Here is a 25,053-nt window from a genome sequence, read left to right on the forward strand (position 1 = left end):
ATGTCCATGCACCCCATCCCCACCGGCCCCTCCCGGCGCTCCGTGCTGGGCTACGGCCTGGCCACGGCCGGGGCCGCGTCCCTCGCGATGACCGGCTGCGCCCCCTCCGGGGGAGCGCCGTCGGCCTCGGCCACCCCCGAGGGCGATGTCCCCCTCACCATGTCCGCGTACGGCTCCAACGCCCGGCAGCGGAAGCTCCAGCAGGTCTACGCGCTCTACGCGAAGAAGCACGGCGGCAAGGTCGGTCTTGAGCTGCTCTCCAACGACGCCTACGCGCAGAAGCTGGCCACCCAGATCGCCGGGGGCGCCGCCGCCGACACCCTCGCGCTCTTCCAGAACCTGGTGGCGCAGTACGCCGTCAAGAACGCCCTGGCGCCGCTCGACCGTTACGCCCCGAAGACCCTCGGCCTCGCGCACTTCGACAAGGCGTCCATCGCCGGCGGGGTCATCGAGGGGAAGCGGGTGGCGCTCCCCCTCGGCGACAACGCCTACGGGGTGATCTACGACAAGGGTGCCCTGGACGCGATCGGGATGTCCGTCCCCGAACCCGGCCACACCTGGGACGAGTTCATCACCTTCGCCAACGACGTGACGAAGAAGTCGCCCAGCGGCCATTACGGCACCATGGACGACAGCTCCGACTTCAACGGCTTCGAGATCTTCGTCCGGCAGCGCGGCAAGGAACTCTACAAGGACGGGAAACTCGGCTTCTCCCAGGCCGACATGGAGGCGTGGTTCGAGATCTGGGCCGAGCTGCGCAAGAGCGGCGCCGCCCCGCCCGGCGATCTCACCGTGCAGACCACCACCGGCGGCTTCGGCAACTCGCTGCTCGTCCAGGGAAAGGCCGCCACCTTCTTCATCTATCCCAATGTGCTCAGCTCGTTCCAGGCCCTCACCAAGAGCGAACTCGCCGTGACGACCATGCCGATGCCGAGCGCCGCGCGGTCCGGGCACTTCGTACGGGCCTCCAACTGGGTCGCGGTGAACGCCCGTTCGCGGTATCCGGCGGACGCGGCCGCGCTGATCGACTTCATGCTCAACGACGAACTCGCCGCACGGGTGCTGCAAGCGGAGTTCGCCGCCCCGCCCAACCTCGAACTCCGCAAGGCGATCACATACGACCGGGCCGACCGGCTCTTCGTCGACTACGTGGACCTCGTCGCCAAGGAGTTCGCCCGGCCCGTGCCCACCCTCGCCGAGGAGTTCCCGAAGGGCTCCCCGCAGGTGATGACCACCTTCGTGACGGTCAGCCAGGCCATCGCGACCGGACAGCAGTCCGTCGCGGCCGGTACCGACAGCTTCTTCTCCCAGGCCGGAGGGTTCCTGGCATGACGATGACCACCGGTCTCCGGCGCGCGGCCCCGGCCGCCGCCGGCGGACCGCCCGCCACCGGAGCGCCACCCGGCGCCACCGCCCGCCGGCGCCCCCAGAACAGGTGGGCCCTGCTCTTCCTCACCCCCTGGATCATCGGCCTGGTCTTTCTGACCCTGGGCCCGCTCCTCGCCTCGCTGGTCATGTCGTTCACCGACTACGACCTGCTGACCGCCCCGCGCTGGGCCGGCCTGGGCAACTACACCACGATGTTCACCGCCGACCCGCTCTGGCGGCAGTCGCTCACCGTCACCGCGGTCTATGTGGCCGTCGCCGTCCCCCTCCAGCTCGCCTTCGCGCTGCTGCTGGCCACGATCCTCAACCGGGGCATCAAGGGGATGAGCGTCTGGCGGGCGCTCTACTACCTGCCGAGCCTCTTCGGCTCCAGCGTCGCCATCGCCATCCTGTGGCGCGAGATCTTCGGCGCCGACGGGCTGCTCAACACCCTCCTCGGCGTCATCGGGATCCACTCCACGACGAGCTGGATCGGCAACCCCGACTGGGCGCTGGGCACCCTGATCCTGCTCCGCGTCTGGGAGTTCGGCTCCCCCATGATCATCTTCCTGGCCGGGCTCCGGCAGATCCCCGCCGAGATCTACGAGTCCGCCTCGCTCGACGGGGCCGGCGGTCTCCGGAAGTTCTTCTCGATCACCCTGCCGATGCTGACCCCGATCATCTTCTTCAACCTGATCCTCCAAGTGATCAACGCCTTCCAGGTGTTCGGCTCGGCGTTCATCATCGGCGGCGGCCAGGGCGGCCCCGGCAATTCGATGCTCGTCTACACCCTGTACCTGTACCAGGCCGCGTTCACCAACTTCCAGATGGGGTACGCCGCCGCGATGGCCTGGGTCCTGCTCGTCATCATCGGCACGGTGACGGCGGCCAACTTCTGGCTCAGCAGGTACTGGGTTCACTACTCCGACGCAGAGTGAGAGCGGCCATGACAACCACCACGCACCCCGTCGGGAAGGGCGCGCCGCACCGCGCCGCACCCGCCCGCGCCGTCCTCGGCCGGCGGAGCGCCCGCGCCGCCCTCTACGCCGTCCTCACCCTCGGCGTCATCGCCATGCTCTACCCGCTGGTGTGGCTCCTGACCTCGTCCTTCAAGCCCGCCGACGAGATCTTCGGCTCCGTCGGCCTGCTGCCGCGCACCTGGAACCCGGGCAACTACGCCGACGGCTGGACCGCGGCGGACGGCAGCACCTTCGGCCGGCCCCTGCTCAACTCCCTGATCGTGAGCGCCGGGGCGGTCGCCGGCAATCTGATCGCCTGCTCGCTCGCCGCCTTCGCCTTCGCCCGCCTCGAATTCCGTTTCAAACGGGTGGCGTTCGCGCTGATGATGGTCACCATCATGCTGCCGGCGCAGGTGACGATCATCCCGCAGTACATCCTGTTCCACTCGCTCGGCTGGGTGAACACCTATCTTCCGCTGATCCTGCCGAAGTTCTTCGCCGTGGACGCCTTCTTCATCTTCCTGATGGTGCAGTTCATCCGGGGGATCCCGCGCGACCTCGACGACGCCGCCGCGCTCGACGGCTGCCACCCGGGGCAGATCTACCTCAAGGTGATCCTCCCGCTGCTGACCCCGGCGCTGGTCACCACCGCGATCTTCACCTTCCTCTGGACCTACAACGACTTCTTCTCCCAGCTCATCTACGTCTCCCAGGCGGAGCTGTACACGGTGCCCCTCGCCCTCCGTCAGTTCGTCGACGGAACCGGGCAGTCCGAGTTCGGGCCCATGTTCGCGATGAGCACCCTCTCGCTGCTCCCCACCCTCCTGCTGTTCGTGATCTTCCAGCGGCTGATCGTGGACGGCATCTCCACCTCGGGGATGAAGTGATGACCGCCCACCCCGCCCGGATCTGGTGGGCGGGCCCCCTCTACGAGGCCCTCGCCACCGCCTGCCGGTATCTGCTGCTCAGCCTCGCCTGGACGCTCTGCGCCGCCCCGCTGGTCACCGCCCCGGCCGCGACCTGCGCCCTGGTCGCGACGGTACGCGGCTGGGCCGCCGGCCACGAGGGCCCCGTACTCGCCACGTTCCTCACCCGTCTGCGGCGCTCGGCCCGTACCAGCACGCTCGCCGCCGCGCTCCTGCTGCCCGGCGGAGCACTGCTCGCGGTCAACGCCGTCATCGTCCCGCACATGGCGGGGCAGCGCCCGTATCTGACCGTCGCGCTGGCCTCGGTGGCCCTCCCTTACCTGGGGTTCTGCGCCAACCTGGTCCCCGTTCTGGCCGCCGGGGACCGGGGCGTCCGGGACGCCTTCCGCCGTACGGCCGAACGCCTCGTCCGGCACCCCGCACCGGCGCTGCTCACCACCGCCGTCGCCGTCACCGCCGCCCTCTGCCTCTATGTCCAGCCGCTCACCGCGCTGGTCCTCGCCGCGCCCGCCGCCCGGCTGGCCGCCACATCTTCCTGAGGAGACCTCCATGACCTCGATCGAGATCCGGGGAACGGACTTCGTGGTCGACGGGCAGACCGCCCATCGGGGCCACACCCTCGACGGCATCCCGCTCGACGGGCTGCTGCTCAACAGCCGTATGATCAACGGCGCCTTCGACGACGCGAACCCCGGCACGACCCACCTCTGGGCCTATCCGGACACCGGGGTCTGGGACGCCGAGCGCAACACCCGCGAGTTCCTCGCCGCCATGCCCCAGTGGAAGGCGGACGGGCTCGACGCGTTCACCATCGGCGTGCAGGGCGGCAGCCCGCAGGGCTACTCCACCGAACAGCCCTGGGACAACGCGGGGTTCACGGCATCGGGCCGGCTGAAGGACGCGTACCGGGAGCGGCTGGGCCGCATCATCGAGGAGGCCGACCGGCTGGGCCTCGTCGTCATCCTGGACATCTTCTACCACGGCCAGGACCACCGGCTCCGCGACGAGACGGCGATCAGGCGGGCGATCACCGAGGTGTGTACGTGGGTGCTCCGCTCGGAGTGGCGCCATGTGCTGCTGGAGATCGCCAACGAGGTCAACTGGCACCGGCACTACACCCATGACCTGATCAAGGCGGGACGCGTCCACGAACTGATCGCCCACGCGAAGTCGGTCACGTACGAGGGCCGCAGGCTGCTGGTGAGCACGAGCTTCCTCGCCCACCCGCCCATCGTCACCGAACAGGTCCTCCGGGAGGCCGACTACATCCTGGTCCACGGCAACGGGACCCCCGCCCCCGACCGGCTGCGGGAGATGGTCGAGGAGATCAGGGCCACCCCCGGGTACACCCCGAAGCCCATCATGTTCAACGAGGACGACCACTTCGACTTCGAGGCGCCCCACAACCACATGAAGGCGGCCCTCGCGGCCGGCGCCTCCTGGGGATACTTCGACCCCGGTTCGGTCACCACCGACCCGCCCCGGCCGACCCGGGGCGACTACCACAACGGCTACCAGGCCGTTCCCGTCGACTGGCGGGCCGGCACCGCGACGAAGCGGGCGTTCTTCGCCACGCTACGACGCGTGCGCTGACGCCCGGCCCACGTCCGACCGGCCCGCATCCGACCGGCCCGCATCCGACCGGCCCGCATCCGACCGGCGCGCATCCGCCTGCCCGGCACCCTCGGCGAGCACGTCCCCGACATAACGGTCGGCGAAGTCGCCCATGTGGTGGGTGAGGGTCTCCCGTACCGCCGTCACATCGCCGGACCGGATCGCCTCCACGATCGGGAGATGGTCCTCGCAGCGCATCCTGCCGGAGGCCCGGTCCGGCCCGGCGGCGATGATCATCATCCGGATCTGGCTGATGAGCTGATTCCAGGAGGTGCTCAGCGTCCTGCTCTCGGTGAGCTCGCAGAGGAGGGCGTGGAAGCCGAGATCGAACTCGATCCGCTCACCGAAACTCAGCCCCGGCCGGTCCAGCAGCCTGACCTTCTCCTCCAGCAGAGCGGCGAACTCGGCGCGCCGGGGGCTCTCCGCGAGCTTCGAGGCGGCCAGGATCTCCAGCACCGTCCTGACCTCGAACACCTCCGCGATCTCACGGGCGTTGAGGCTCCGTACCCGCATCCGCCCCTTGCCGTTGTTGACGAGCAGCCCCTCGGCCTCGATCGGCCGCAGGGCCTCGCGGAGCGTCCCCCTGCTGACCCCGAGCTCCTCACTGAGCTGGACCTCCTTGACCCGCTCCCCCGGCTTCAGCGCGCCGGACACGATCTGGTCGCGGAGATACGCGATGCACCGCTCGCGGAGACTACGGCGATCGAAGGGGCCCGCATCACTCAGACTCATACGCAGAGGGTAGCCGCCCGGGGACCGGCGTACGACGGGCGGCGGATCCGCCCCCGGCCGGCCCCCGGAGACGGTTACAACCGGCGACCGGTGCCCCTACACTTGCGTCCGCCGGAAACCCGTTGACCTGGGACAACGCCGTCCTGTAACTGGTCGGGCCAGTAAGGAGCGCTCCCCTTGTTCTACTACGTACTGAAATACGTGCTGCTGGGACCGCTGCTGCGGCTGCTGTTCCGGCCCAGGATCGAGGGTCTTGAGCACATCCCCGCCGACGGCGCCGCGATCGTCGCCGGCAACCATCTCTCGTTCTCCGACCACTTCCTCATGCCCGCGATCCTCAAGCGGCGCATCACCTTCCTCGCCAAGGCCGAGTACTTCACCGGACCCGGCCTCAAGGGCAGACTGACGGCGTTCTTCTTCCGGAGCGCCGGGCAGATCCCGGTGGACCGCTCGGGCAAGGAGGCGGGCCAGGCCGCCATCCGCGAGGGGCTGGGCGTCCTGGCCCGGAAGGAGCTGCTCGGGATCTACCCGGAGGGCACCCGCTCGCACGACGGCCGGCTCTACAAGGGCAAGGTGGGCGTCGCGGTGATGGCGATCAGGGCCCAGGTGCCGGTGGTGCCGTGTGCGATGGTCGGCACCTTCGAGATCCAGCCGCCGGGCCAGGTGCTCCCCAGGATCAAGCGGGTCACCATCCGGTTCGGCGAGCCCCTGGACTTCTCGCGCTACGCCGGCCTGGAGCACCAGAAGGCGGCGGTCCGCGCGGTCACCGACGAGATCATGTACGCGATCCTCGGGCTCTCCGGGCAGGAGTACGTGGACCGGTACGCGGCCGAGGTGAAGGCCGAGGAGGCGAAGTCCGCCCCGGCGCGGAAGTTCCCCCGCCCGCGCCGCTGAGCACGGTCCTAGGGGACGGCCGGTCCGGATCGGACCGGCCGCCCCCTTTTCACCGTGCCGTCCCTACGGCTTGGGCGTGGCGTGCGGGGCGCAGGTCACGTCCGTACGGTCCAGCGCGCCGGTGAGCAGGTAGTCCTTCACCCGGTCGTTGACGCACGGGTTGACCAGGTTGGTGATGCCGTGCGACCCGGCGTCCCGCTCGGTGATCAGACGGGAGCCCTTGAACCGCTGGTGCAGTTCGACGGCGCCCGCGTACGGGGTGGCCGCGTCCCGCGTGGACTGCGTGATCAGCACCGGCGGCAGCCCCTTGCCGGTCTTCACCTCCACCGGGGTCTGCTGCTTGACGCCCCAGGTGGCGCACGGCAGGTTCATCCAGGTGTTGGACCAGGTGAGGAACGGGTGGTCGCGGTGGAGCCGGGTGGTGTCCCGGTCCCAGGTGCGCCAGTTGGTGGGCCACTTGGCGTCGGTGCACTCGACGGCGGTGTACACGGCGTTGCCGTTCTCCGACTTGATGTTGCCGGCCGTGTCCGACAGGTCGGGGGATCCGGCGTCGATGAGCGGCTGGGTCTCCCCGGCGAGGTACTTGCTCCAGAGGGTCGCGGTGGAGACCCACGCGGAGTCGTAGTACGCGGCGCTCTGGAAGACACCGAGCAGTTCCTCGGGGCCGACCACCCCGCCGAGCGGGTTCTTCTTGGCGGCGGCCCGCAGGGTGTTCCACTGGGCACGCACCTCGGCGGTGGTCTTCCCGATGTGGAAGGCGGCGTCGTTCTTCGCCACCCACTCCAGCCAGTCGGTGAAGCGGGTCTCGAAGGCGACGTCCTGGTCCAGGTTGGCCTGGTACCAGATCTTCTCCTTCGACGGGTTGACCACACTGTCGACGACCATGCGGCGCACATGCGTGGGGAAGAGCGTGCCGTAGACGGCGCCCAGGTACGTACCGTACGAGACGCCGACGTAGTTGAGCTTCTGCTCGCCCAGCGCGGCCCGGATGACATCGAGGTCACGGGCGGTGTTGGGGGTCGTCATGTGCGGCAGCATCCAGCCGCTGCGCTCCTTGCAGCCGTCCGCGTACTCGGCCGCCAGCTTCCGCTGCGCGCGCTTGTCGGCCTCGCTGTCGGGGACCGGGTCGGCCTTGGGCGCCTTGACGAACTCCTGCGGGTCGACACAGGAGATGGGCGTGGAGCGGCCCACCCCGCGCGGGTCGAAGCCGACGAAGTCGTATGCCTTGGCCGTCTCCGCCCAGATGGCGTTCTTGGTGGTGACCCGGCGCGGGAAGGCGAGTCCCGAGCCGCCGGGGCCGCCGGGGTTGTAGACCAGGGCGCCCTGGCGCTCGCCCGGGGTGCCGGTGGCGCCGATACGGTCGACGGCGAGCTTGATCTGCCGGCCGCCGGGCTTGGTGTAGTCGAGCGGGACGGTGACGTAGCCGCACTGGATGGGCTTCTCCAGCGCCCAGTCGGCCGGGCAGTCCTGCCAGTCGATGCCCTTCTTCGCTGCGCGCTCGGCGGCGATCTTCGCGCCGTACGCCGCCGGGCCGTCCTGGTGCCGGCTCTCGGCGGTGGCCGCCGGTGCGGCCATGGCGCCCGCTATGAGCGTGCCGGCGAGCAGCGTGCCTGCCGAGCCGAGCACCGCTGTGCGTCTCACGTGGTACCTCCCCCTGATGGGGCGCCGCCCGTGCGGCGCCGTTTCCACGAGCTTCCCGGGATCTTTACGCGGGCGAGGCCGCCCCGAACAGATCGTATGGGAATATCTTTACCCAACCCATAACCGGTGACCCGGTTCCGCTCAGCGGTGCACCGCCACGGCCGGGGCGGCCGGGGCGCGTGGCCCGTGCGCCGCCTCCGCGAGCAGTTCGCGCAGGGCCTCGTCGAGGAGGAGCCGGAGCGCCAGGGCGTCCGGGGCGACCGCGGTGACCAGGGCGGCGGGACCGGCGAGCGGGGTCCGTACGGCGGTGGGGCCCAGGATCAGCGGGGTGACCGGGTGCTCGGCGAACGCCGGTGCCACGACGAGGAGTTGGCCGAGCGCCCGGTGTCCTGCCACCCCGGCGGGGCCGTCCCAGCCGGCCGGGGCGCCGGGGCCGCACGCCGTCTCCTGGTCGAGGAGGGGACGCCCTGCGCGGTGGACCGTGAGCCGGCTGGAGAGGGTGCCGGGCTCCTCGCCGTACCGGCCGAGGATCTGCTCCTCGCGTACGACCAGCAGGGCGGTGGGGGCCACCTCGGCCCGGGTGCGCAGCCGCAGCTCGCTGCCGTACGCCGAGATGGTCTGTTCGGGCAGCCAGCGCAGCTCGGCCCCCTCGCCCACGGTGAGCCGTACGTCGTAGTGGGCGGGGGCGGGGACCCGGCCCGGCAGGGCGAGGGTGGCGGCGGCGCTGTCCACGGTCAGCGCGGCGCCCTCCCGTGCCTCGGCCTCGACGGTGAGCCGGTCGCCGCCGAGCGGTGCGCTCATGGCGCCGACGAGGGTGACCCGGCTGCCGGGCCCGGTGGCCCGGGTGCGGCGTGGTGCGAGCGGCCCCTCGCCGGTCAGTACGGGCAGCCCGGTGCGGGTGGCGACGATCCTGGCGGTGGCGCGGAGGCTCATGCGGTCCAGTCGGCGAGCCGGCCGAGCACCCAGTCGGCGATGGGCCGCACCCCGTCCTCGCTCTTCAGCGAGGTGAAGGCGACGGGGAGTTCGCCGCGCTGCTCCTTGGCGTCGCGGGCCATCCGGCCGAGGTCGGAGCCGACGTACGGGGCGAGGTCGGTCTTGTTGACGACGAGGAGGTCGGCGGTGGTGACCCCGGGGCCGCCCTTGCGCGGGATGTCGTCGCCGCCCGCCACGTCGATCACGAAGATCTGGGCGTCCACGAGCCCCTTGGAGAAGGTGGCGGTGAGGTTGTCGCCGCCGGACTCGACCAGGATCAGATCGAGCGGCCCCACGGCGTCCTCCAGGTCCTCGACGGCTTCGAGGTTGGCGGAGATGTCGTCGCGGATCGCGGTGTGCGGGCAGGCGCCGGTCTCGACGGCCTGGATGCGCTCGGGCGGCAGGACGGCGTGCCGGAGCAGGAAGGCGGCGTCCTCGCGGGTGTAGATGTCGTTGGTGACGACGGCGAGGGAGAGCCGGTCGCGCAGGGCGCGGCAGAGCGCGGCGACGGTCGCCGTCTTGCCGGAGCCGACGGGCCCGCCGAGGCCGATACGGAGGGCGCGGCGCCGCCCGTCGGGGCGTACGGCGTCGGCGGAGACGGCCGCCGGGCCCGCGTGGCCGTGGTCGAGATGCATGGTGCGGCTCCTGTCGGAGTAGGTCGGGCGGACGGGTGCGGGCTCAGGACGGGTACGGGCTCAGGACGGGTACGGGCTCAGGAGGCGAAGAGGCGGACCGGCCAGGCCGCGTGGGCCTGCGCCATGATGTCGAGCAGCGGCCCGGAGGCGGCGGGCAGGGCCGCGCTCCCCTCGGCGGCGGCGCGCTCCGCGTACCCGGTGGCCTCCTCGGCGACCCGGTCGAGGGCGGGGGCGAGCCCGGCGAGGACGGCGGTGGCCTCGAAGGGGTCGAGGGAGAGCAGCCGGACCACCGCCGTGGCGGGGCCGCTGACCGTCTCGTACGCCGCGCAGTACGCCGCGTCGAGCGGGGTGAGGCCGGCCGCGCGGGCGGTCACCCCGAGGACGACGGGCTGGTGGGCGCCGCGCGGGCGGGCGGCGGCGAGCGCGTCGAGTTCCGGTCCTGGCCAGGTGGCGCGGGCGGCCCGCAGGAGCTGCCGGCCGAGCCGGCGCGCGGTGGCCCGCAGGGCGGCGGCGGGGGTGCGGGCGTCGGCGGCCTCGTCCAGCTCCAGCGGGTCCAGGCCCCGGGCCGCCGCGGCGGCGAGCGCCGCCGAGGTGAGCCCGGTGGTGTGCAGCCGCCCCCGGCAGTACCCGGCCAGCTCCCCGGCGTCCCGGATCCGGCCCGCCTCGACCGCCGGTTCGGCGCCACCGGAGTGGGCGTGGCCGCCGGCCGGGAAGCGGCCGTCGGCGAGGACGAGCAGAGCGGCCCGGCTCATCGCGCACCCGCCGGAGATTCGTTCATCGGCCGCCCTGTCAGAAGAGGAAGTAGCGCTGGGCCATGGGGAGTTCGGCGGCGGGCGCGGGCTCGACCGGCTCGCCGTCGATCCGTACGGTGAAGGTGTCGGCGTCCACCTCGACGCGGGGCAGCGCGTCGTTCTCCCGCATATCGGCCTTGGTGGTCCGCCGGGTGTTGCGGATGGGGACGAACTCCTTGGCCAGGCCGAGGCGTTCACCGATACCGTCCTCGATCGCCGGCTCCGAGACGAAGTTGAGGGAGGAGACGGCCGCCGCCCGGCCCAGCGCCCCGAACATCGGCCGGGGCAGCACCGGTTGGGGGGTGGGGATGGAGGCGTTGGCGTCGCCCATCTGCGCGTAAGCGATCTGCCCGCCCTTGACGACGACCTGCGGCTTCACCCCGAAGAACGCCGGGTCCCAGAGGACCAGGTCGGCGAGTTTGCCGCGCTCCACGGAGCCGACGCGGTCGTCGAGGCCCTGGGCGACCGCCGGGTTGATGGTGTATTTGGCGACATAGCGGCGGGCCCGGTGGTTGTCGGCGCGCCCGTCGCCGGGGAGGGCGCCCCGGCGCCGCTTCATCACATGCGCGGTCTGCCAGGTCCGCAGGATGACCTCGCCCACCCGGCCCATGGCCTGGGAGTCCGAGGAGAGGATCGAGATGGCGCCGAGGTCGTGGAGGATGTCCTCGGCCGCGATGGTGGAGGGCCGGATCCGGGACTCGGCGAAGGCGAGGTCCTCGGGCACGGCGGGGTTGAGGTGGTGGCAGACCATCAGCATGTCGAGGTGTTCCTCGATGGTGTTGACGGTGTGCGGCCGGGTCGGGTTGGTGGAGCTGGGCAGGACATGGGGCTCGGAGACGACGGTGATGATGTCGGGCGCGTGGCCGCCGCCCGCGCCCTCGGTGTGGTACGCGTGGATGGTGCGGCCCGCGATGGCGGCGAGGGTGTCGCCGACGAAGCCCGCCTCGTTCAGTGTGTCGGTGTGAATGGCGAGCTGGGCGCCGCTCTCCTCGCAGACCCGCAGACAGGCGTCGATGACGGCGGGGGTGGCGCCCCAGTCCTCGTGGATCTTGAACCCGAGGGCGCCGCCGCGGAGTTGGGCGTGCATGGCGTCGCGGGACATGGTGTTGCCCTTGCCGAGCAGCCCGATGTTGACGGGGAAGGTCTCCAGCGCCTCGAACATCCGGGCGAGGTGCCAGGAGCCGGGGGTGATGGTGGTGGCCTTGGTGCCCTCGGCGGGTCCGGTGCCGCCGCCGACGAGGGTGGTGATCCCGGCGGCGAGGGCCTCGTCGACGACCGTCGGCGAGATGAAGTGGATATGGGTGTCGATCGCCCCGGCGGTGACGATCCGCCCGTTGCCCACGATGACCTCGGTCTCGGGGCCGATGACCAGGTCGGGGTGGACCCCGTCCATCGTGTCGGGGTTGCCGGCCTTGCCGATGCCGGTGATCAGGCCGTCCCGGATGCCGATGTCGGCCTTGACGACGCCCCAGTGGTCGAGGATGACGGCGCCGGTGATCACGGTGTCGGGCGCGCCCTCCGCCCTGGTGGTCCTGGCCTGGCCCATCGACTCGCGGATGACCTTGCCGCCGCCGAACACCGCCTCGTCCCCAGCGCGTCCGGGCCCGCCGCAGCGGTCCTCCTCGATCTCGATCAGCAGATCGGTGTCGGCGAGCCGGATCCGGTCGCCGGTGGTGGGGCCGAAGAGGTCGGCGTAGGCGGGGCGGGAGAGCGCGTCAGTCATCGAGGGAACCTCCGGTCTCCCCGCGCAGTCCGGGCACGACCCGCAGACCGGCGAGGGGGACGAGTGCGACGGCGACGGGGATGCCGGGTTCGAAGCGGACGGCGGTGCCGGCGGCGATGTGCAGCCGCCGGCCCCGGGCGGCGGCCCGGTCGAACTCCAGGCCCGGGTTGGCCTCGGCGAAGTGGTAGTGGGAGCCGACCTGGACGGGCCGGTCGGCGGTGTTGACGACGGTGAGCCCGGTGACCTCGCGCCCCTCGTTGAGGGGCACGGGCTCGTCGGCGTAGAGGATCTCCCCGGGAATCATGGCCGCTCCTCCGTCAGACGATCGGATCGTGGACGGTGACCAGCTTGGTGCCGTCCGGGAAGGTGGCCTCGACCTGCACGTCGTGGATCATCTCGGGGATGCCCTCCATGACGTCGTCGCGGCCGAGCACCTGACGCCCCGACGCCATCAGTTCGGCGACGCTCCTGCCGTCCCTGGCCCCTTCGAGGACATGCGAGGTGATCAGGGCGACCGCCTCGGGGTGGTTGAGCCGCAGCCCGCGCGCCCGGCGCTTCTCGGCCACATCGGCGGCCACATGGATGAGCAGGCGCTCCTGCTCGTGCGGCGACAGTCGCACTCTTCCACCTCACCCTCTCCGGGCCCGGTCGACGGCCGGGCCGAGCGTGATCTTAGCCAACGGCAACGCTCCGTCGAAGGGTCACCAGGGGCCTCCGCAGGGCGGCTTAGCAAGGTAGGACGGAAGTTTTACGGAAGTTTTTCGGACACGTTAACCGCAGCACACCCGGGGCCGGGGGGCGCCCCGGCGGCTACTCGGGCCGGTGCTCGGGCCGGTGCTCGGCGGCGATGCCGAAGCGGCGCCGTTCGCCCGGGGCGGAATCGACGGGACGGAGCGACGAGACCGAGCTGATCATGGGCTCCTCCGCCGCCTCGGCCACCGCCTCCGGCTCACTCTCCAGCCGCTCCAGGTCGGCGGCGGAGACTAGCGCGACCAGCGGCTTTCCATGCCGGGTCACGACGACGCGCTCCCCGCCGTAGACGACTCGGTTGATCAGATCCGCCAGCTCTGCCCGGGCTTGCGTCACCGGAATCTCATAGGCCATGCCCTCATTCTGCCTTCTGTACGTCCTGTACATTTTTTACAGAGAGCCGTCCCCATCGCGGCACACCCCGTGGTGCCCGCGCCCCTGAGGAGAGGTACGCCATGAACCGTCCTTCGGCCCGCCACGTCCTGCCCGAGTTCACCGAGCGGACCAGCACCGGGTTCCGCACCCGCGACCCGTACTCCCGGCTGCTGGAGGACCGGATCGTCTTTCTGGGCACACCGGTCGACGACACCGCCGCCAACGATGTCGTGGCGCAGTTCATCCACCTCGAATACGCCGCGCCCGACCGGGACATCAGCCTCTACATCAACTCGCCGGGCGGCTCGATCAGCGCGATGTGCGCGATCTACGACACGATGCGGATCGTCACCTGCGACGTGGAGACCATCGTCCTGGGCCAGGCCGTCTCGACCGCCGCCGTGCTCCTCGCGGCCGGCACCCCCGGCAAACGGATGGCGCTGCCCGGTGCCCGGGTCGTCCTCCAGCAGCCCACCGCCGAGGAGCCGATGCACGGGCAGCCCTCCGACCTGCTGATCCACGCGGAGGAGCTGCTCCGGCTGCGCACCCTGGTCACCACGACCCTCGCGAGCCACACCGGAAACACGGCCGAGCGGATCGCGGCCGACATCGACCGGGCCACGATCCTCGACGCGCCCGGGGCGCGCGGGTACGGCCTCGTCGACCATGTCGTACGGAACCGGGCGGCCACCCTCGGCGGACGGTGAGCATCCGCCGCTGAGCGGAGGCCGGCCCGGAGCGCCGTCGGTGGAGTTGGGGGGGCGGAACCTTCCCGGATGGCCGCGTCCGTATGAGAAGGACTCGCGCATTCGGCGTATGAACCGATGAGACGGAATCGGCGAGGCGAGTTGCGCGATCCGGCCGGAGGGGACCGGTTCGCGATCACTGCACCGCAGGTACGGGCCTCATCGAGGGCTCCGGAACCGGGACATGACACCCCTTCGCCACCCACATGGGCCAAGGGTGAGTAACTTCACATATCGTCGTTTCAGACGGAAACCGCCCCTGCTCTGGGTCAAGATCCCTGGGACGACAAGCCCCCGCCACCCCCGGCGGGGCGGTCCGGGCGGACGCCGAGTCCTGCCGCCGTTCCGGATGACGGGTCGACAGGAGTGGATCGGCAGGAGTGGAGGACCCAGGCAGTACGGGTCGACGCGCCAGTGGTCGTCCCTCGGGGTGAAGCCGCATCCGCGGCCGGGCAACTTCGCCAGCCCGAACCCGACAGGTCATCCTTCACAGGCGGCTGACGAAGGGTTGCGCATGGCCGCGCAGACATATGTCCCGTCTCTGCTCTCCCGGGCGGGGGCCGTATCGGCCCTCACCCTCGCCGCCGTGGCCGGCTCGGTGGTGGTCCCCGGGGCGACCACCGAGGCCGAGGCCGCCACGCACAGCGCCCGGGCGCTGAAGGTCGCGGCGTCGAAGAAGGGGTCCCCGTACAAGTGGGGTGCGACGGGGCCGCACCGCTTCGACTGCTCCGGGCTGACGCTCTACTCGTTCCAGAAGGCGGGGAAGAAGCTCCCCCGCACGGCCCAGGCCCAGTACAACAAGACCCGGCACATCTCGCCGTCCTCGCGCCGCAAGGGCGATCTGGTCTTCTTCCACTCGGGAAGCAGCGTCTACCACGTGGGGATCTACGCGGGCAACGGAAGGATCTGGCACTCGCCGAAGACCGGCTCACTGGTCCGGCTGGAGAAGATCTGGTCGAAGAGCGTCTGGTACGGGCGGGTGAAGTGAGCCCGGGGTGAGCGGGCGGTGAGCGGGCGCCGGCCGTCTCCGGGGCCCCGGCCGTCGGGCCGGCCGGGTGGTCCTACGGGGCGGCCGGGGCCAGCGGGACCGTCCAGGGGAGCGCGATCCAGACGGTCTTGCCGCCCTCGTCGGTCGGGGTGACCGAGAGCCGTCCGCCCGCCTCGGCGGTCAGCGAGCGCACGATGACCATCCCCCGGCCGTTGTCCTGCTGCACGGCCGCGGGGAGCCGCTGGGGCCAGCGCGGATGACTGTCCGTCACCCCGACGCGCAGCCGCTCGGCGCGGTCGAGGCGGACCTCCACGGTGAAGGTGGGCGACTGGCCGAAGGTGTGCTGCACCGCGTTGGTGGCGAGCTCGGAGAGGATCAGCCGGACGGTGCCGGCCAGCGCCGCCTCCTCCGGCAGTCCCCACTCGGTCAGGAGATCCGCGACATATCTTCGGGCGGTGGGTACCGAACGGGGCTCGCTCGGCAGGGTGATGGTTGCTTCCTGGTGGTCGGCCATGGCGACGGTGTCCCTTTCCCGCCGGACCGGACTCCGGCACAGAGCGGATGACTGCGCGGACGGCCTCGGACCGTGCTGCGCGACAGCCTGCCACTGATGGCACCATCCTTACCGCCGATCCACCGGGATCCGCATATATCTGTCGCTCGAAGCGGTGAACTCTGCAACGCGAGACCGTATTTGGGCGCCGGAAAGACGACTTCTCCCCTCCCCGGACCCGCCCGGCCGGCACGACCTGCACGGCCTGCCCGGCCCGCACGGCCCGCCGGTGCGGCGGCCGGGCGGGCCGGGGCTCCGTCAACGCGCCGGGTGGTCTCCGCCGGCCCCCGCGCTCCCCATCCGGTACGCCGCCTCCGGCGCCCGCGCCACGACCGTCCGTACCGCCGCGCCGATCTGCTCGTCCGTCAGGTCGGCGCGGGCCGTCAGCCGGATCCGGGAGATGCCGTCCGGCACCGACGGCGGCCGGAAACACCCCACGGCCACCCCGGCGCTCCGGCAGTCGGCGGCCCACGCCAGGGCCGCCTCGGGGGACGGCGCCTGGACGGAGACCACGGCGGCGTCCGGCCGTACGGCCGTCAGCCCGGCCTCCGTCAGCAGCCGGTGCAGGGTACGGGCGACCTCCCCGGCCCGCGCGGCACGCTCCGGCTCGCGGCGCAGCAGCCGCAGGCTCTCCAGGGCGGCGCCCACCGAGGCGGGGGCGAGCCCGGTGTCGAAGATGAACGTCCGCGCGGCGTTGACGAGATGGCCGATCACCCGGGCGGGGCCCAGGATCGCGCCGCCCTGGGCGCCCAGCGCCTTGGAGAGGGTGACGGTCGCCACCACCCCCGGGGCCCCGGCCAGGCCCGCCGCCGCCAGGGTGCCCCGGCCGCCCGGACCGAGCACACCGAACCCGTGTGCGTCGTCGATCAGCAGCGCCGCGCCCCGGCCCCGGCAGACGGCGGCCAGCCCGGCGAGGGGCGCGGCGTCGCCGTCCACCGAGAAGACCGCGTCGCTGACCACCAGGGCGCGCCGCCCGGGGTGGGCGTCGAGGTTCTTGGCGACGGCCTCCGGGTCGGCGTGCGGGACGACGACGGTCTCGGCGGGGGAGAGCCGGCAGCCGTCCACGATCGAGGCGTGGTTGGTGGCGTCGGAGACGAGCAGCGTGTCGCGGGCGGTGAGCGCGGTGAGGGCGGCGAGGTTGGCGGCGTACCCGGAGGAGAGGACGAGCGCGGCCTCGAAGCCGCAGAACGCGGCGAGTTCGGCTTCGAGCGCGGTGTGCAGTTCGGTGGTGCCGGTGACCAGCCGGGAGCCGGTGGCGCCGGCGCCCCAGCGGCGGGCGGCCCCGGCGGCGGCGCCGGTCACGGCGGGGTGCCGGGTGAGGCCGAGGTAGTCGTTGCCCGCGAGGTCGAGGAGGGCGGAGTCGGCGGGGCGCGGCCGGAGCGTACGGACCAGGCCGGCCCGCTCGCGCCGGACCGCCTCGGCGTCGGTCCAGTCGAACGGGTCGGCGGGGGCGGTCGGGTCGCGGGGGTCCTGTTCCATCGTCCCGTCCTCCTTTTGTAGGCAGCTCACAGACCCTAACCACCGTCGAACCGTTTTTTACTGTGGCTATGCACACACCGCGATCCGGCGGTGTTGTCGGGTTCCTCCGTGGTCACAGCGGCCCCGGTAGGAAAGGATCGGCCCATGGATCTGCTGAACAGGCTGGTGGAGAAGGGCCTGCGGCGCGAGCTGCCGACCCGCGAAGAAGCGCTCGCCGTACTGGCGACCTCCGACGAGGACGTGCTCGACGTGGTCGCGGCGGCCGGCCGGGTGCGCCGGGAGTGGTTCGGGCGCCGGGTGAAGCTGAACTATCTGATCAACATGAAATCGGGCCTCTGCCCCGAGGACTGCTCGTACTGCTCGCAGCGGCTCGGCTCGAAGGCGGAGATCCTCAAGTACACCTGGCTCAAGCCGGAGGAGGCCACCAAGGTCGCCGCCGCGGGGGTGGCGGGCGGCGCCAAGCGGGTCTGTCTGGTCGCGAGCGGCCGGGGGCCGACGGACCGGGACATCGACCGGGTCTCCCGGACCATCGAGGCGATCAAGGAGCAGAACGAGGAGGTCGAGGTCTGCGCCTGCCTCGGGCTGCTCTCCGCCGGGCAGGGCGAGCGGCTCAGGGCGGCGGGCGCCGACGCGTACAACCACAACCTCAACACGTCCGAGGCGACGTACGGGGACATCACGACCACCCACACCTACGAGGACCGGGTCGACACCGTACGGCTGGCGCAGGGCGCCGGGCTCTCCGCGTGCTCCGGGCTGATCGCCGGGATGGGGGAGAGCGACGAGGACCTGGTCGACGTGGTCTTCTCGCTGCGCGCGCTCGACCCCGACTCCGTGCCGGTGAACTTCCTGATCCCCATGGAGGGCACCCCGCTCGAAAAGGAGTGGCACCTCACCCCGCAGCGGTGTCTGCGGATCCTGGCGATGGTCCGGTTCGTCTGCCCGGATGTCGAGGTACGGCTGGCGGGCGGGCGCGAGGTCCATCTGCGGACGCTCCAGCCGCTCGCCCTCCACCTGGCCAACTCGATCTTCCTGGGCGACTATCTGACCAGCGAGGGCCAGGCGGGCCAGGCCGATCTGGACATGATCGCGGACGCGGGCTTCGAGGTGGAGGGCGCGGGCACGACGACGCTCCCCGGCCACCGGGCGGGCGGCTGCGCCCCCTACGGCGGGGACGGCGACGGCGGCGCCGGGTGCGGTGGCGGGGCGGAAGCGGCAGGCACGGGGTGCGGTGGCGGGGCAGGGGCGGCCGACGCGGCGCCCGCGACGGATACGGCCGCTGAGCCGGCCGCCGTTCCGACTGCCGTCCCGGCCGCCGGAGCGACCCCGTCCGGGCTCCGGAAGGACCTGGTCTCCGTACGGCGCAGGGGCGCGGGAACCGATCTGGCCCCCAATGCCTGACCGGCCCCACCCCGCCGGATCCCGGTCACCCGCCGGACCGCACCACCCCGCCGGAGCGTCGCCGTCCGCCGGGCCGCTCACCCCGGACGCCCTGCTCGACCTGGACCGGGCCCATGTCTGGCACCCGTACGGCCCGATGCCGGGCCGTACGGACCCGCTGGTCGTGGAGTCGGCCTCCGGGGTACGGCTCCGGCTCGCCCGGGAGACGTACGGCCGGCGCGAGCTGGTCGACGGCATGGCGTCCTGGTGGTCGGCGATCCACGGCTACAACCATCCGGTGCTCAACGAGGCGGCGCGCGGGCAGTTGGACCGGATGAGTCATGTGATGTTCGGCGGGCTCACCCATGAGCCCGCCGTCCGGCTCGCGGCCCGGCTGGTCGAGATCACCCCGGATCCGCTGCGCCATGTCTTCCTCGCCGACTCGGGCTCCGTCTCGGTCGAGGTCGCCGTCAAGATGTGCCTCCAGTACTGGCGTTCGGCGGGCCGTCCGGCCAAGCGGCGGCTGCTGACCTGGCGCGGCGGCTACCACGGGGACACCTGGCAGCCGATGTCGGTGTGCGACCCGGAGGGCGGGATGCACGCGCTGTGGGCGGGGGTGCTGCCCGAGCAGATCTTCGCGGAGGCGCCGCCCGCCGGGTACGACGAGGGGTACGCCGAGGGGCTGCGGGCGCTCATCGCCCGCCACGCCGACGAACTCGCCGCGGTGATCGTCGAGCCGGTCGTCCAGGGCGCGGGCGGGATGCGCTTCCACTCCCCCGGGTATCTGCGGGTCCTGCGGGAGGCGTGCGACGCGCACGATGTCCTGCTGATCCTGGACGAGATCGCCACCGGATTCGGCCGTACGGGGACGCTCTTCGCCGCCGAACAGGGCGGGATCTGCCCCGATGTGATGTGTGTCGGCAAGGCGCTGACCGGCGGTTATCTCACGATGGCCGCGACGCTCTGCACCCCTCGGGTGGCCGAGGGCATCGCACGCGGGAAGGTCCCGGTGCTGGCGCACGGGCCGACGTTCATGGGCAATCCGCTGGCCGCCGCCGTCGCGCTCGCCTCGATCGACCTGCTGCTCGGCCAGGACTGGGCGAGCGAGGTCCGGCGGATCGAGGCGGGGCTGCGCGCCGGGCTCGCGCCGGCCGCGGCGGTGCCGGGGGTGCGGGAGGTACGGGTGCGGGGCGCGATCGGGGTGGTGCAGCTCGACCGCGAGGTGGACATGGCCGCCGCGACCAGGGCGGCGGTGCGGGAGGGCGTCTGGCTGCGGCCGTTCCGCGACCTCGTCTACACGATGCCGCCGTATGTGACGGGGGACGACGACATCGCCCGGATCTGCCGTGCGGTGGTCGCGGTGGCGACGGACGCGGCGACGACGGACGCGGCGACGACGCGGAAAGGATGAGGGAAAGGGTGATCCAGTACACATGCCGACAGTGATCGTGACCGGGACCGGGACGGAGATCGGCAAGACCGTCGTGACGGCCGCCGTGGCCGCGGCGGCGGTGGCCGGGGGCCGCGGTGTCGCCGTACTGAAACCGGGACAGACCGGTCTCGCCCCGGGGGAGCCGGGGGACGCGGCGGAGGTGGTGCGGCTGGCCGGCGAGGTGACCGGGGTCGAACTGGCCCGGTTCCCCGAGCCGTTGGCGCCCGCGACGGCGGCGGCGCGGGCCGGTGCGGAGCCGGTGCGGCCCGGGGAGATCGCGGAGGCGGCGGAGAAGCTGGCCGCCGAGCACGATCTGGTGCTGGTCGAGGGGTCGGGCGGGCTGCTCGTACGGTTCGACGAGACGGGCGCGACCCTCGCCGACGCCGCGCGGCTGCTGGCCGCGCCCGTGCTGGTGGTGGCCCAGGCCGGACTCGGCACGCTCAACGCGACCGCCCTGACGGTGGAGGCCCTGCGGGCCAGGTCGCTCACGCCGCTGGGCGTGGTGATCGGAAGCTGGCCGGCCGCACCGGACCTGGCGGCCCGCTGCAACCTGGCGGACCTGCCGGAGGCGGCCGGTGCCCCGCTGCTGGGGGCGGTGCCGGCGGGGGCGGGGGCGCTGGATCCGGCGGAATTCCGCGCCCGGGCGGCGGAGTGGCTCGCCCCGGAGCTGAACGGCACCTGGGACGCGGCCGGGTTCACGGACACGTTCCAGGTCCCGGGGGCGCGGCCCGGCCGCTGACGCGGGACCGGGGGCGGGACCGGCTACGGGATCAGTACGACCTTTCCCGCGACGGTGCCGGACTCGGCGAGGCGGAGGGCCTCCGGCGCACGGTCCAGCGGGATCCGCGCGGCCACCCGGGCGCTGATGTCGCCCCGCCGGAGGGCCGCGAAGACCTGGGTGAGGTCGGCGGCGAGGCGGGCGCGGAAGCGGTCCTTGGCGCGGGCGCCGGCCCAGATGTTGTAGAAGTACGCGTGACGGCCGTTGGGGAGGGCGTTCCAGAGCAGGACGCGGGCCAGGATCTTCAGCACCGGGAGCTGCTTGGAGCCCTCCACGTCACGGGTGGCGGCGCTGCCGTACGAGACGAGGGTGCCGCCGGGGGCGAGGAGCCGCCAGGAGTCGACGAGGCCGGGGCCGCCGACATGGTCGAAGACGGCGTCGACGCCGCCGGGGGCCAGCTCGCGGACGCGGGCGGCGACGTTCCCCGCGCGGTAGTCGACGGGGGTGACGCCCTGGGCGCGGAGCGCGTCGTGGTGGCGGGGTGAGGCCGTACCGATGACCTTGATTCCGGCGGCGCGGGCGAGCTGGACGAGGACGGTGCCGACGCCGCCGTTGGCGCCGTGGACCAGGACCGTGCCGCCGGCCCGTACCCGGGCCTTGGTGTGGAGCATCTGCCAGGCGGTGACGCCGTTGACGACCACCGTCTCCGCCTCCGCCGGGCCGATCCCCTCCGGGACCGGGACCGTGTCGGCCGCGTCGACCAGGACATGGCTGGCCCAGCCGCCGGTCTTCACCATCGCGGCGACCCGGGTGCCGGTCAGGGCCGGGTCGACGCCCGCGCCGGTGCCGGTCACCGTGCCGACCAGGTCGTAACCGGGGACGAAGGGGAAGGGCGGCTGGTCGTAGTACTTGCCCCGGCGCATCTGCTGCTCGGCGAAGGAGACCCCGGTCGCCTCCATGCGGACCACCACCTGGCCCGGACCCGCCGTCGGCACGGCCCCGTACCGGAGTTCCAGGCCCTCCGGCTCGACCTTGCCCGGCAGGACGACCTCGACCAGACCCTCGGCGTTCATGACGCCCTCCTCACTCGTTGCGACGTGTCGCTCGTCCGGCACCGTTCGCGATGCGCTTTCCCGTTCGTTAGAAGTTATAACTCCATGGGGCGGCGAGTGTCAATCAGCTTTGCGAGACCCTCTAACTCACGTATGCGGGCCAAGGCGGAGCCCGCTCGCAAAACCGCTGGCCACGGCGGTCGCCCTGTGTTTGGCTCGGGCCATGAGCGACCTCGAAGTCCGTCCCGCCACCTCCTCCGACATCGACACCGTCCTGCGCTTCTGGCGCGAGGCGGCGGAGGGGACGAGCGTCAGCGACGACCGCGCGGGGGTGGCCGCGCTCCTCGGCCGGGACCCGGAGGCGCTGATCCTGGCGGAGCGCGGGGGCCGGCTCGTGGGGACCGTGATCGCCGGTTTCGACGGCTGGCGGTGCTCCCTCTACCGGCTCGCCGTCCACCCGGAGCTGCGCAGACAGGGCATCGCGAGCGCGCTGCTGGCCGCCGCGGAGGAACGGTTCGCCGCGCTGGGCGGGCGGCGCGGCGACGCGATGGTCCTGGAGGAGAACGAGCGGGCGCACCACGCCTGGGCGGCGGCCGGGTACCACCGGGAGGACCACTGGCGCCGCTGGGTGAAGCCCCTGCGCGGCTGACCCCCCGCCACCCGGGTTACGGTCCCCGGTCCGACGGCGCGCGGGCCGCCGCCCCTCCGGCGACCATGAGACGGAGGTGAACGGATGACCGAGGTGGTTCTGCTTCTGGTGGCGGTCCTGCTGGCCCTGGCCTGCGGGGTGTTCGTCGCTGCGGAGTTCTCCCTGACCACCGTGGAGCGCGGCGACCTCGAACGGGCCGTGGAGCGCGGTGAGCGCGGCGCGGCGGGGGCGCTGAAGGCCGTACGGAGCCTCACCTACCAGCTCTCCGGCGCCCAGCTCGGTATCACCGTCACCAATCTGGTGGTCGGCATGCTCGCCGAGCCGTCCGTCGGGAAGCTGATCCGGGGGCCGGTCCTGGCCCTGGGTCTCTCCCCCGGTACGGCGTCCTCGGTGGCGCTGGTCATCGGGACGGCGCTGTCGACGGGGGTGCTGATGGTCGTCGGTGAGCTGGTGCCGAAGAACTGGGCGATCTCGGCGCCGCTGGCGGTCGCCAAGGTGGTGGCCACGCCGCAGCGGTGCGTCACGGCCGCGTTCCGCCCCTTCGTCAGCCATCTCAACGCCATGGCCAACCGCATCGTGCGCCGGCTGGGCCTGGAACCGGCCGAGGAGCTGGCCTCCGCGCGCGGCCCCCAGGAGCTGATGGCGCTGGCCCGGCACTCGGCGCGGGAGGGCGCGCTGGAGGAGGACACGGCGGAGCTCTTCGTCCGTACCCTCGGCCTGGCCGGACTGACCGCCGAGAACGTGATGACCCCGCGGGTGCGGGTGATGGCCCTGCACATACGGGCCACGGCGGAGGATGTCGCCAACGCGACCCGCGCCACCGGGCTCTCCCGCTTCCCCGTGTACCGGGGCGGTCTGGACACCGTCGTCGGGATCGCGCACATCAAGGACGTCCTGGCGCTCCCGGCGGAGCGGCGCCCGCACCATCCGGTCACCGAGCTGATGCGCCCGCCGCTGCTGGTGCCGGAGAGCCTGACCGTGGACACCCTCCTCGACCGGCTGTCGGCGGGCGGCGTGACGATGGCCGTGGTGATCGACGAGTACGGCGGGACGGCCGGGGTGGTGACGCTGGAGGACATCGTCGAGGAGGTGGTGGGCGAGGTACGGGACGAGCACGACCCGCACGAGCGCGCGGACCTCGCCCCGCTCGGCCCGGACCCGGCGGGCCGGGCCCGCTGGCAGGCCGAGGGCGCGGTCCGCGCGGACCGCCTCGCGCCGATCGGCCTCCGGCTCCCGGCGGGCCCGTACGAGACCCTCGCGGGCCTGGTCGCCACCGAGCTGGGCCGGATCCCGGCGGAGGGCGACCGGGTGACGGTGGCGGGATGGACCCTGGAGGTCCTGGACGCCACCGGCCACCGCGCCGCCCGCCTCCTCCTGCGCGCACCGTACGCGGCGGGCGGGGCGGGCGCGGTGGACGGCGCGGGCCGGGTGGACAGGACGGACGGTGCCGGGGCGGACGGCGCGAGGAGCGGCGGCGACGGTACGGACGGGGAAGGCGCCACCGCGCCGGGCGACGGCTCCGGGCCGGGCGACGGCTCCGGGCCGGGCGACGGCTCCGGGCCGGGCGACGGCTCCGGGCCGGGCGACGGCTCCGGGCCGGGCGCCCCCGGCCGGGACGGGGAGGGGGCGTGATCATCGCCGGGCAGCTTCTTGTCGCGCTGCTGACCCTGGTCGTCAACGCCTTCTTCGTCGCCTCCGAGTTCGCCCTGATCTCCGTGCGCCGCAGCCAGATCGAGCCCGCCGCCGAGGCCGGGGACCGGCGGGCGCTGCGGGTGGTGCGGGGGCTTGAGCAGGTTTCGGGGTTGCTGGCGGCGGCGCAGCTCGGGATCACTCTCTGCACCCTGGTGCTGGGTATCGTCGCCGAGCCCGCGATCGCCCATCTGCTGGAGCCCGTCTTCGATGCCGTCGGCGTCCCCGCCGGGGTGGGGCATGTGATCGCGTTCGTGCTGGCGCTGACCCTCGCCACGTATCTGCACATGCTGCTCGGCGAGATGGTGCCGAAGAACGTCGCCCTGGCCGAGCCCGTGCGCGCCGCCCTGCTGCTGGGCCCGCCGCTGGTGGCGCTCGCCGGGGCGCTGCGGCCGGTGATCTTCACGGTGAACGCCTGCGCGAACGGGCTGCTGCGGCTGCTCCGGGTGGAGACCCGGGACGAGGTGTCCGCCACCTCCACCGATGACGAACTGGCCCGCATGGTCACCGACGCGGGCCACGCCGGGCTCCTCGACGACCGGGCGGCGGAGCGGCTGCACGACGCGCTGGAGCTGGGGCGGCGCCCGGTGCGCGATGTGGTGCTGCCACTGGAACGGGTGGTGACGGTACGGCTCGGGGTGACCCCGGCCGAGCTGGAGCGGCTCTCGGCGGAGACCGGCTACTCGCGGTTCCCGGTGGTGGATCCGGCCCGCCGGATCCTCGGTTATCTCCATGTGAAGGACGCGCTCGACGCGGCCCCGCGCGACGAGCCCTTCCCGGTCGCGGGGATGCGGGTGATCGCCCGGGTCCGGGCGACGACCCCGATGGACGACGTCCTGACCGCGCTGCGCCGGGGCCGTACCCATCTCGCCGCCGTACGGGACGAGGAGGGGCGGCTGGAGGGCCTGGTCACCATGGAGGACGTGCTGCGGGAGCTGGTGGGACGGCACGCCTAGGCGGCGGGGGTACGGGGAGACAGGCGCCGGGGTA

General features: G+C 72.6%; 26 protein-coding genes and 1 riboswitch. Of the genes, 14 read left to right on the forward strand and 12 right to left on the reverse strand.

All coding sequences use genetic code 11. The annotated features are described in order from the left end of the window. The 5 genes from AB0O07_RS10135 to AB0O07_RS10155 are packed head-to-tail and all read left to right on the forward strand — an operon-like array spanning position 1 to position 4,843. Positions 1-1,332 carry an extracellular solute-binding protein gene (locus AB0O07_RS10135; RefSeq protein WP_365629888.1) on the forward strand — a complete coding sequence of 444 codons (1,332 nt, stop codon included), beginning with the start codon at positions 1-3 and terminating at the stop codon, positions 1,330-1,332. After that, complete coding sequence (locus tag AB0O07_RS10140) at positions 1,329-2,303, forward strand: sugar ABC transporter permease (RefSeq protein ID WP_365629891.1); 975 nt, start codon at positions 1,329-1,331, stop codon at positions 2,301-2,303. The genes AB0O07_RS10135 and AB0O07_RS10140 overlap by 4 nt, the downstream gene beginning before the upstream one ends. 8 nt (positions 2,304-2,311) lie before the next feature. Next, on the forward strand, positions 2,312-3,211 hold the full coding sequence (locus AB0O07_RS10145) for a carbohydrate ABC transporter permease (RefSeq protein ID WP_365629894.1): 900 nt from the start codon (positions 2,312-2,314) through the stop codon (positions 3,209-3,211). Then, positions 3,211-3,789, forward strand: a complete 579-nt coding sequence (locus AB0O07_RS10150; RefSeq protein WP_365629897.1) for a DUF624 domain-containing protein — start codon at positions 3,211-3,213, stop codon at positions 3,787-3,789. Before AB0O07_RS10145 ends, AB0O07_RS10150 begins: the two co-directional genes overlap by 1 nt. A 10-nt stretch (positions 3,790-3,799) precedes the next feature. Further along, a complete protein-coding gene (locus tag AB0O07_RS10155; RefSeq protein ID WP_365629900.1) occupies positions 3,800-4,843 on the forward strand; it encodes a hypothetical protein in 1,044 nt (347 codons plus the stop codon). On the opposite strand, the gene AB0O07_RS10160 is transcribed toward AB0O07_RS10155, so the two are convergent. Next, complete coding sequence (locus AB0O07_RS10160) at positions 4,826-5,596, reverse strand: GntR family transcriptional regulator (protein ID WP_365629903.1); 771 nt, start codon at positions 5,594-5,596, stop codon at positions 4,826-4,828. The two genes, AB0O07_RS10155 and AB0O07_RS10160, sit on opposite strands and share 18 nt — an antisense overlap. 177 nt (positions 5,597-5,773) lie before the next feature. On the opposite strand from AB0O07_RS10160, the gene AB0O07_RS10165 reads away from it, so the two are divergent. After that, complete coding sequence (locus tag AB0O07_RS10165) at positions 5,774-6,490, forward strand: lysophospholipid acyltransferase family protein (RefSeq protein ID WP_365629906.1); 717 nt, start codon at positions 5,774-5,776, stop codon at positions 6,488-6,490. Positions 6,491-6,553: 63 nt separating this feature from the next. On the opposite strand, the gene AB0O07_RS10170 is transcribed toward AB0O07_RS10165, so the two are convergent. The 8 genes from AB0O07_RS10170 to AB0O07_RS10205 form a co-directional block, all read right to left on the reverse strand. Beyond that, positions 6,554-8,065, reverse strand: a complete 1,512-nt coding sequence (locus tag AB0O07_RS10170) for an alpha/beta hydrolase (RefSeq protein WP_365630362.1) — start codon at positions 8,063-8,065, stop codon at positions 6,554-6,556. 207 nt (positions 8,066-8,272) lie between these two features. Continuing rightward, positions 8,273-9,064, reverse strand: a complete 792-nt coding sequence (locus AB0O07_RS10175) for an urease accessory protein UreD (RefSeq protein ID WP_365629909.1) — start codon at positions 9,062-9,064, stop codon at positions 8,273-8,275. Continuing rightward, the gene (gene ureG / locus AB0O07_RS10180) at positions 9,061-9,738 is read right to left on the reverse strand and encodes an urease accessory protein UreG (protein WP_365629912.1); all 678 of its coding nucleotides are present in this window, start codon (positions 9,736-9,738) and stop codon (positions 9,061-9,063) included. The genes AB0O07_RS10175 and ureG overlap by 4 nt, the downstream gene beginning before the upstream one ends. 77 nt (positions 9,739-9,815) lie before the next feature. Next, on the reverse strand, positions 9,816-10,490 hold the full coding sequence (locus AB0O07_RS10185) for an urease accessory UreF family protein (protein ID WP_365629915.1): 675 nt from the start codon (positions 10,488-10,490) through the stop codon (positions 9,816-9,818). A 37-nt stretch (positions 10,491-10,527) separates the two neighbouring features. Next, positions 10,528-12,252, reverse strand: coding sequence for an urease subunit alpha (locus tag AB0O07_RS10190; protein WP_365629918.1), 1,725 nt, complete (start codon positions 12,250-12,252; stop codon positions 10,528-10,530). Beyond that, positions 12,245-12,556 carry an urease subunit beta gene (locus AB0O07_RS10195; protein WP_365629921.1) on the reverse strand — a complete coding sequence of 104 codons (312 nt, stop codon included), beginning with the start codon at positions 12,554-12,556 and terminating at the stop codon, positions 12,245-12,247. The genes AB0O07_RS10190 and AB0O07_RS10195 overlap by 8 nt, the downstream gene beginning before the upstream one ends. Before the next feature lie 13 nt (positions 12,557-12,569). Beyond that, the gene (locus AB0O07_RS10200) at positions 12,570-12,872 is read right to left on the reverse strand and encodes an urease subunit gamma (protein ID WP_365629924.1); all 303 of its coding nucleotides are present in this window, start codon (positions 12,870-12,872) and stop codon (positions 12,570-12,572) included. Positions 12,873-13,062: 190 nt separating this feature from the next. Beyond that, on the reverse strand, positions 13,063-13,356 hold the full coding sequence (locus tag AB0O07_RS10205; protein ID WP_365629927.1) for a type II toxin-antitoxin system Phd/YefM family antitoxin: 294 nt from the start codon (positions 13,354-13,356) through the stop codon (positions 13,063-13,065). A gap of 101 nt (positions 13,357-13,457) precedes the next feature. On the opposite strand from AB0O07_RS10205, the gene AB0O07_RS10210 reads away from it, so the two are divergent. Then, positions 13,458-14,084, forward strand: a complete 627-nt coding sequence (locus AB0O07_RS10210; RefSeq protein WP_365629930.1) for an ATP-dependent Clp protease proteolytic subunit — start codon at positions 13,458-13,460, stop codon at positions 14,082-14,084. Between the two features lie 354 nt (positions 14,085-14,438). Continuing rightward, positions 14,439-14,634: riboswitch (cyclic di-AMP (ydaO/yuaA leader) on the forward strand. A 3-nt stretch (positions 14,635-14,637) separates the two neighbouring features. Further along, positions 14,638-15,111 (forward strand): C40 family peptidase, encoded by a 474-nt coding sequence (locus tag AB0O07_RS10215; RefSeq protein ID WP_365629933.1) that lies wholly within the window; start codon positions 14,638-14,640, stop codon positions 15,109-15,111. A gap of 73 nt (positions 15,112-15,184) precedes the next feature. On the opposite strand, the gene AB0O07_RS10220 is transcribed toward AB0O07_RS10215, so the two are convergent. Continuing rightward, positions 15,185-15,625, reverse strand: a complete 441-nt coding sequence (locus tag AB0O07_RS10220; RefSeq protein WP_365629935.1) for an ATP-binding protein — start codon at positions 15,623-15,625, stop codon at positions 15,185-15,187. A 297-nt stretch (positions 15,626-15,922) separates the two neighbouring features. After that, on the reverse strand, positions 15,923-17,143 hold the full coding sequence (locus AB0O07_RS10225; protein ID WP_365629938.1) for an 8-amino-7-oxononanoate synthase: 1,221 nt from the start codon (positions 17,141-17,143) through the stop codon (positions 15,923-15,925). Positions 17,144-17,287: 144 nt separating this feature from the next. Between AB0O07_RS10225 and bioB the strand changes: the two genes are divergently transcribed. Genes bioB through bioD form a run of 3 tightly spaced genes read left to right on the forward strand, consistent with a single transcriptional unit; the run spans position 17,288 to position 20,694 of the window. Further along, positions 17,288-18,544, forward strand: coding sequence for a biotin synthase BioB (bioB, locus tag AB0O07_RS10230; RefSeq protein WP_365629941.1), 1,257 nt, complete (start codon positions 17,288-17,290; stop codon positions 18,542-18,544). Then, positions 18,537-19,934, forward strand: coding sequence for an adenosylmethionine--8-amino-7-oxononanoate transaminase (locus AB0O07_RS10235; RefSeq protein WP_365629944.1), 1,398 nt, complete (start codon positions 18,537-18,539; stop codon positions 19,932-19,934). The genes bioB and AB0O07_RS10235 overlap by 8 nt, the downstream gene beginning before the upstream one ends. Positions 19,935-19,956: 22 nt before the next feature. Beyond that, the gene (gene bioD / locus AB0O07_RS10240) at positions 19,957-20,694 is read left to right on the forward strand and encodes a dethiobiotin synthase (RefSeq protein ID WP_365629947.1); all 738 of its coding nucleotides are present in this window, start codon (positions 19,957-19,959) and stop codon (positions 20,692-20,694) included. Between the two features lie 23 nt (positions 20,695-20,717). Here bioD and AB0O07_RS10245 read toward each other — a convergent pair whose 3' ends face one another. Continuing rightward, entirely contained in the window at positions 20,718-21,746 is a 1,029-nt protein-coding gene (locus AB0O07_RS10245; protein WP_365629950.1) for a medium chain dehydrogenase/reductase family protein, read from the reverse strand. Between the two features lie 202 nt (positions 21,747-21,948). On the opposite strand from AB0O07_RS10245, the gene AB0O07_RS10250 reads away from it, so the two are divergent. The 3 genes from AB0O07_RS10250 (at position 21,949) to AB0O07_RS10260 (ending at position 25,019) form a co-directional block, all read left to right on the forward strand. After that, positions 21,949-22,374, forward strand: a complete 426-nt coding sequence (locus tag AB0O07_RS10250; protein WP_365629953.1) for a GNAT family N-acetyltransferase — start codon at positions 21,949-21,951, stop codon at positions 22,372-22,374. A gap of 84 nt (positions 22,375-22,458) precedes the next feature. Then, on the forward strand, positions 22,459-24,006 hold the full coding sequence (locus AB0O07_RS10255; RefSeq protein ID WP_365629956.1) for a hemolysin family protein: 1,548 nt from the start codon (positions 22,459-22,461) through the stop codon (positions 24,004-24,006). Beyond that, positions 24,006-25,019: a hemolysin family protein gene (locus AB0O07_RS10260; protein ID WP_365630365.1), complete on the forward strand. Its 1,014-nt coding sequence runs from the start codon at positions 24,006-24,008 to the stop codon at positions 25,017-25,019. The genes AB0O07_RS10255 and AB0O07_RS10260 overlap by 1 nt, the downstream gene beginning before the upstream one ends. Positions 25,020-25,053 lie beyond the last annotated feature (34 nt).

Origin of the sequence: Streptomyces sp. NPDC093085, assembly GCF_040683935.1 — a bacterium.
In the GTDB taxonomy this organism is placed as follows: Bacteria; Actinomycetota; Actinomycetes; order Streptomycetales; family Streptomycetaceae; genus Streptomyces.

Bases quoted from the DNA above. Each gene is read 5' to 3' on its own strand.
- AB0O07_RS10155 (WP_365629900.1), top strand. From the start codon at position 3,800: ATGACCTCGATCGAGATCCGGGGAACGGACTTCGTGGTCGACGGGCAG.
- AB0O07_RS10235 (WP_365629944.1), top strand. From the start codon at position 18,537: ATGCCTGACCGGCCCCACCCCGCCGGATCCCGGTCACCCGCCGGACCG.
- AB0O07_RS10210 (WP_365629930.1), top strand. From the start codon at position 13,458: ATGAACCGTCCTTCGGCCCGCCACGTCCTGCCCGAGTTCACCGAGCGG.
- AB0O07_RS10250 (WP_365629953.1), top strand. From the start codon at position 21,949: ATGAGCGACCTCGAAGTCCGTCCCGCCACCTCCTCCGACATCGACACC.
- AB0O07_RS10245 (WP_365629950.1), bottom strand. From the start codon at position 21,746: ATGAACGCCGAGGGTCTGGTCGAGGTCGTCCTGCCGGGCAAGGTCGAG.
- bioB (WP_365629941.1), top strand. From the start codon at position 17,288: ATGGATCTGCTGAACAGGCTGGTGGAGAAGGGCCTGCGGCGCGAGCTG.
- AB0O07_RS10255 (WP_365629956.1), top strand. From the start codon at position 22,459: ATGACCGAGGTGGTTCTGCTTCTGGTGGCGGTCCTGCTGGCCCTGGCC.
- AB0O07_RS10160 (WP_365629903.1), bottom strand. From the start codon at position 5,596: ATGAGTCTGAGTGATGCGGGCCCCTTCGATCGCCGTAGTCTCCGCGAG.
- AB0O07_RS10185 (WP_365629915.1), bottom strand. From the start codon at position 10,490: ATGAGCCGGGCCGCTCTGCTCGTCCTCGCCGACGGCCGCTTCCCGGCC.
- ureG (WP_365629912.1), bottom strand. From the start codon at position 9,738: ATGCATCTCGACCACGGCCACGCGGGCCCGGCGGCCGTCTCCGCCGAC.
- AB0O07_RS10190 (WP_365629918.1), bottom strand. From the start codon at position 12,252: ATGACTGACGCGCTCTCCCGCCCCGCCTACGCCGACCTCTTCGGCCCC.
- AB0O07_RS10220 (WP_365629935.1), bottom strand. From the start codon at position 15,625: ATGGCCGACCACCAGGAAGCAACCATCACCCTGCCGAGCGAGCCCCGT.
- AB0O07_RS10195 (WP_365629921.1), bottom strand. From the start codon at position 12,556: ATGATTCCCGGGGAGATCCTCTACGCCGACGAGCCCGTGCCCCTCAAC.
- AB0O07_RS10175 (WP_365629909.1), bottom strand. From the start codon at position 9,064: ATGAGCCTCCGCGCCACCGCCAGGATCGTCGCCACCCGCACCGGGCTG.
- AB0O07_RS10145 (WP_365629894.1), top strand. From the start codon at position 2,312: ATGACAACCACCACGCACCCCGTCGGGAAGGGCGCGCCGCACCGCGCC.
- AB0O07_RS10150 (WP_365629897.1), top strand. From the start codon at position 3,211: ATGACCGCCCACCCCGCCCGGATCTGGTGGGCGGGCCCCCTCTACGAG.
- AB0O07_RS10205 (WP_365629927.1), bottom strand. From the start codon at position 13,356: ATGGCCTATGAGATTCCGGTGACGCAAGCCCGGGCAGAGCTGGCGGAT.
- AB0O07_RS10170 (WP_365630362.1), bottom strand. From the start codon at position 8,065: ATGGCCGCACCGGCGGCCACCGCCGAGAGCCGGCACCAGGACGGCCCG.
- AB0O07_RS10140 (WP_365629891.1), top strand. From the start codon at position 1,329: ATGACGATGACCACCGGTCTCCGGCGCGCGGCCCCGGCCGCCGCCGGC.
- AB0O07_RS10225 (WP_365629938.1), bottom strand. From the start codon at position 17,143: ATGGAACAGGACCCCCGCGACCCGACCGCCCCCGCCGACCCGTTCGAC.
- bioD (WP_365629947.1), top strand. From the start codon at position 19,957: ATGCCGACAGTGATCGTGACCGGGACCGGGACGGAGATCGGCAAGACC.
- AB0O07_RS10135 (WP_365629888.1), top strand. From the start codon at position 1: ATGTCCATGCACCCCATCCCCACCGGCCCCTCCCGGCGCTCCGTGCTG.
- AB0O07_RS10215 (WP_365629933.1), top strand. From the start codon at position 14,638: ATGGCCGCGCAGACATATGTCCCGTCTCTGCTCTCCCGGGCGGGGGCC.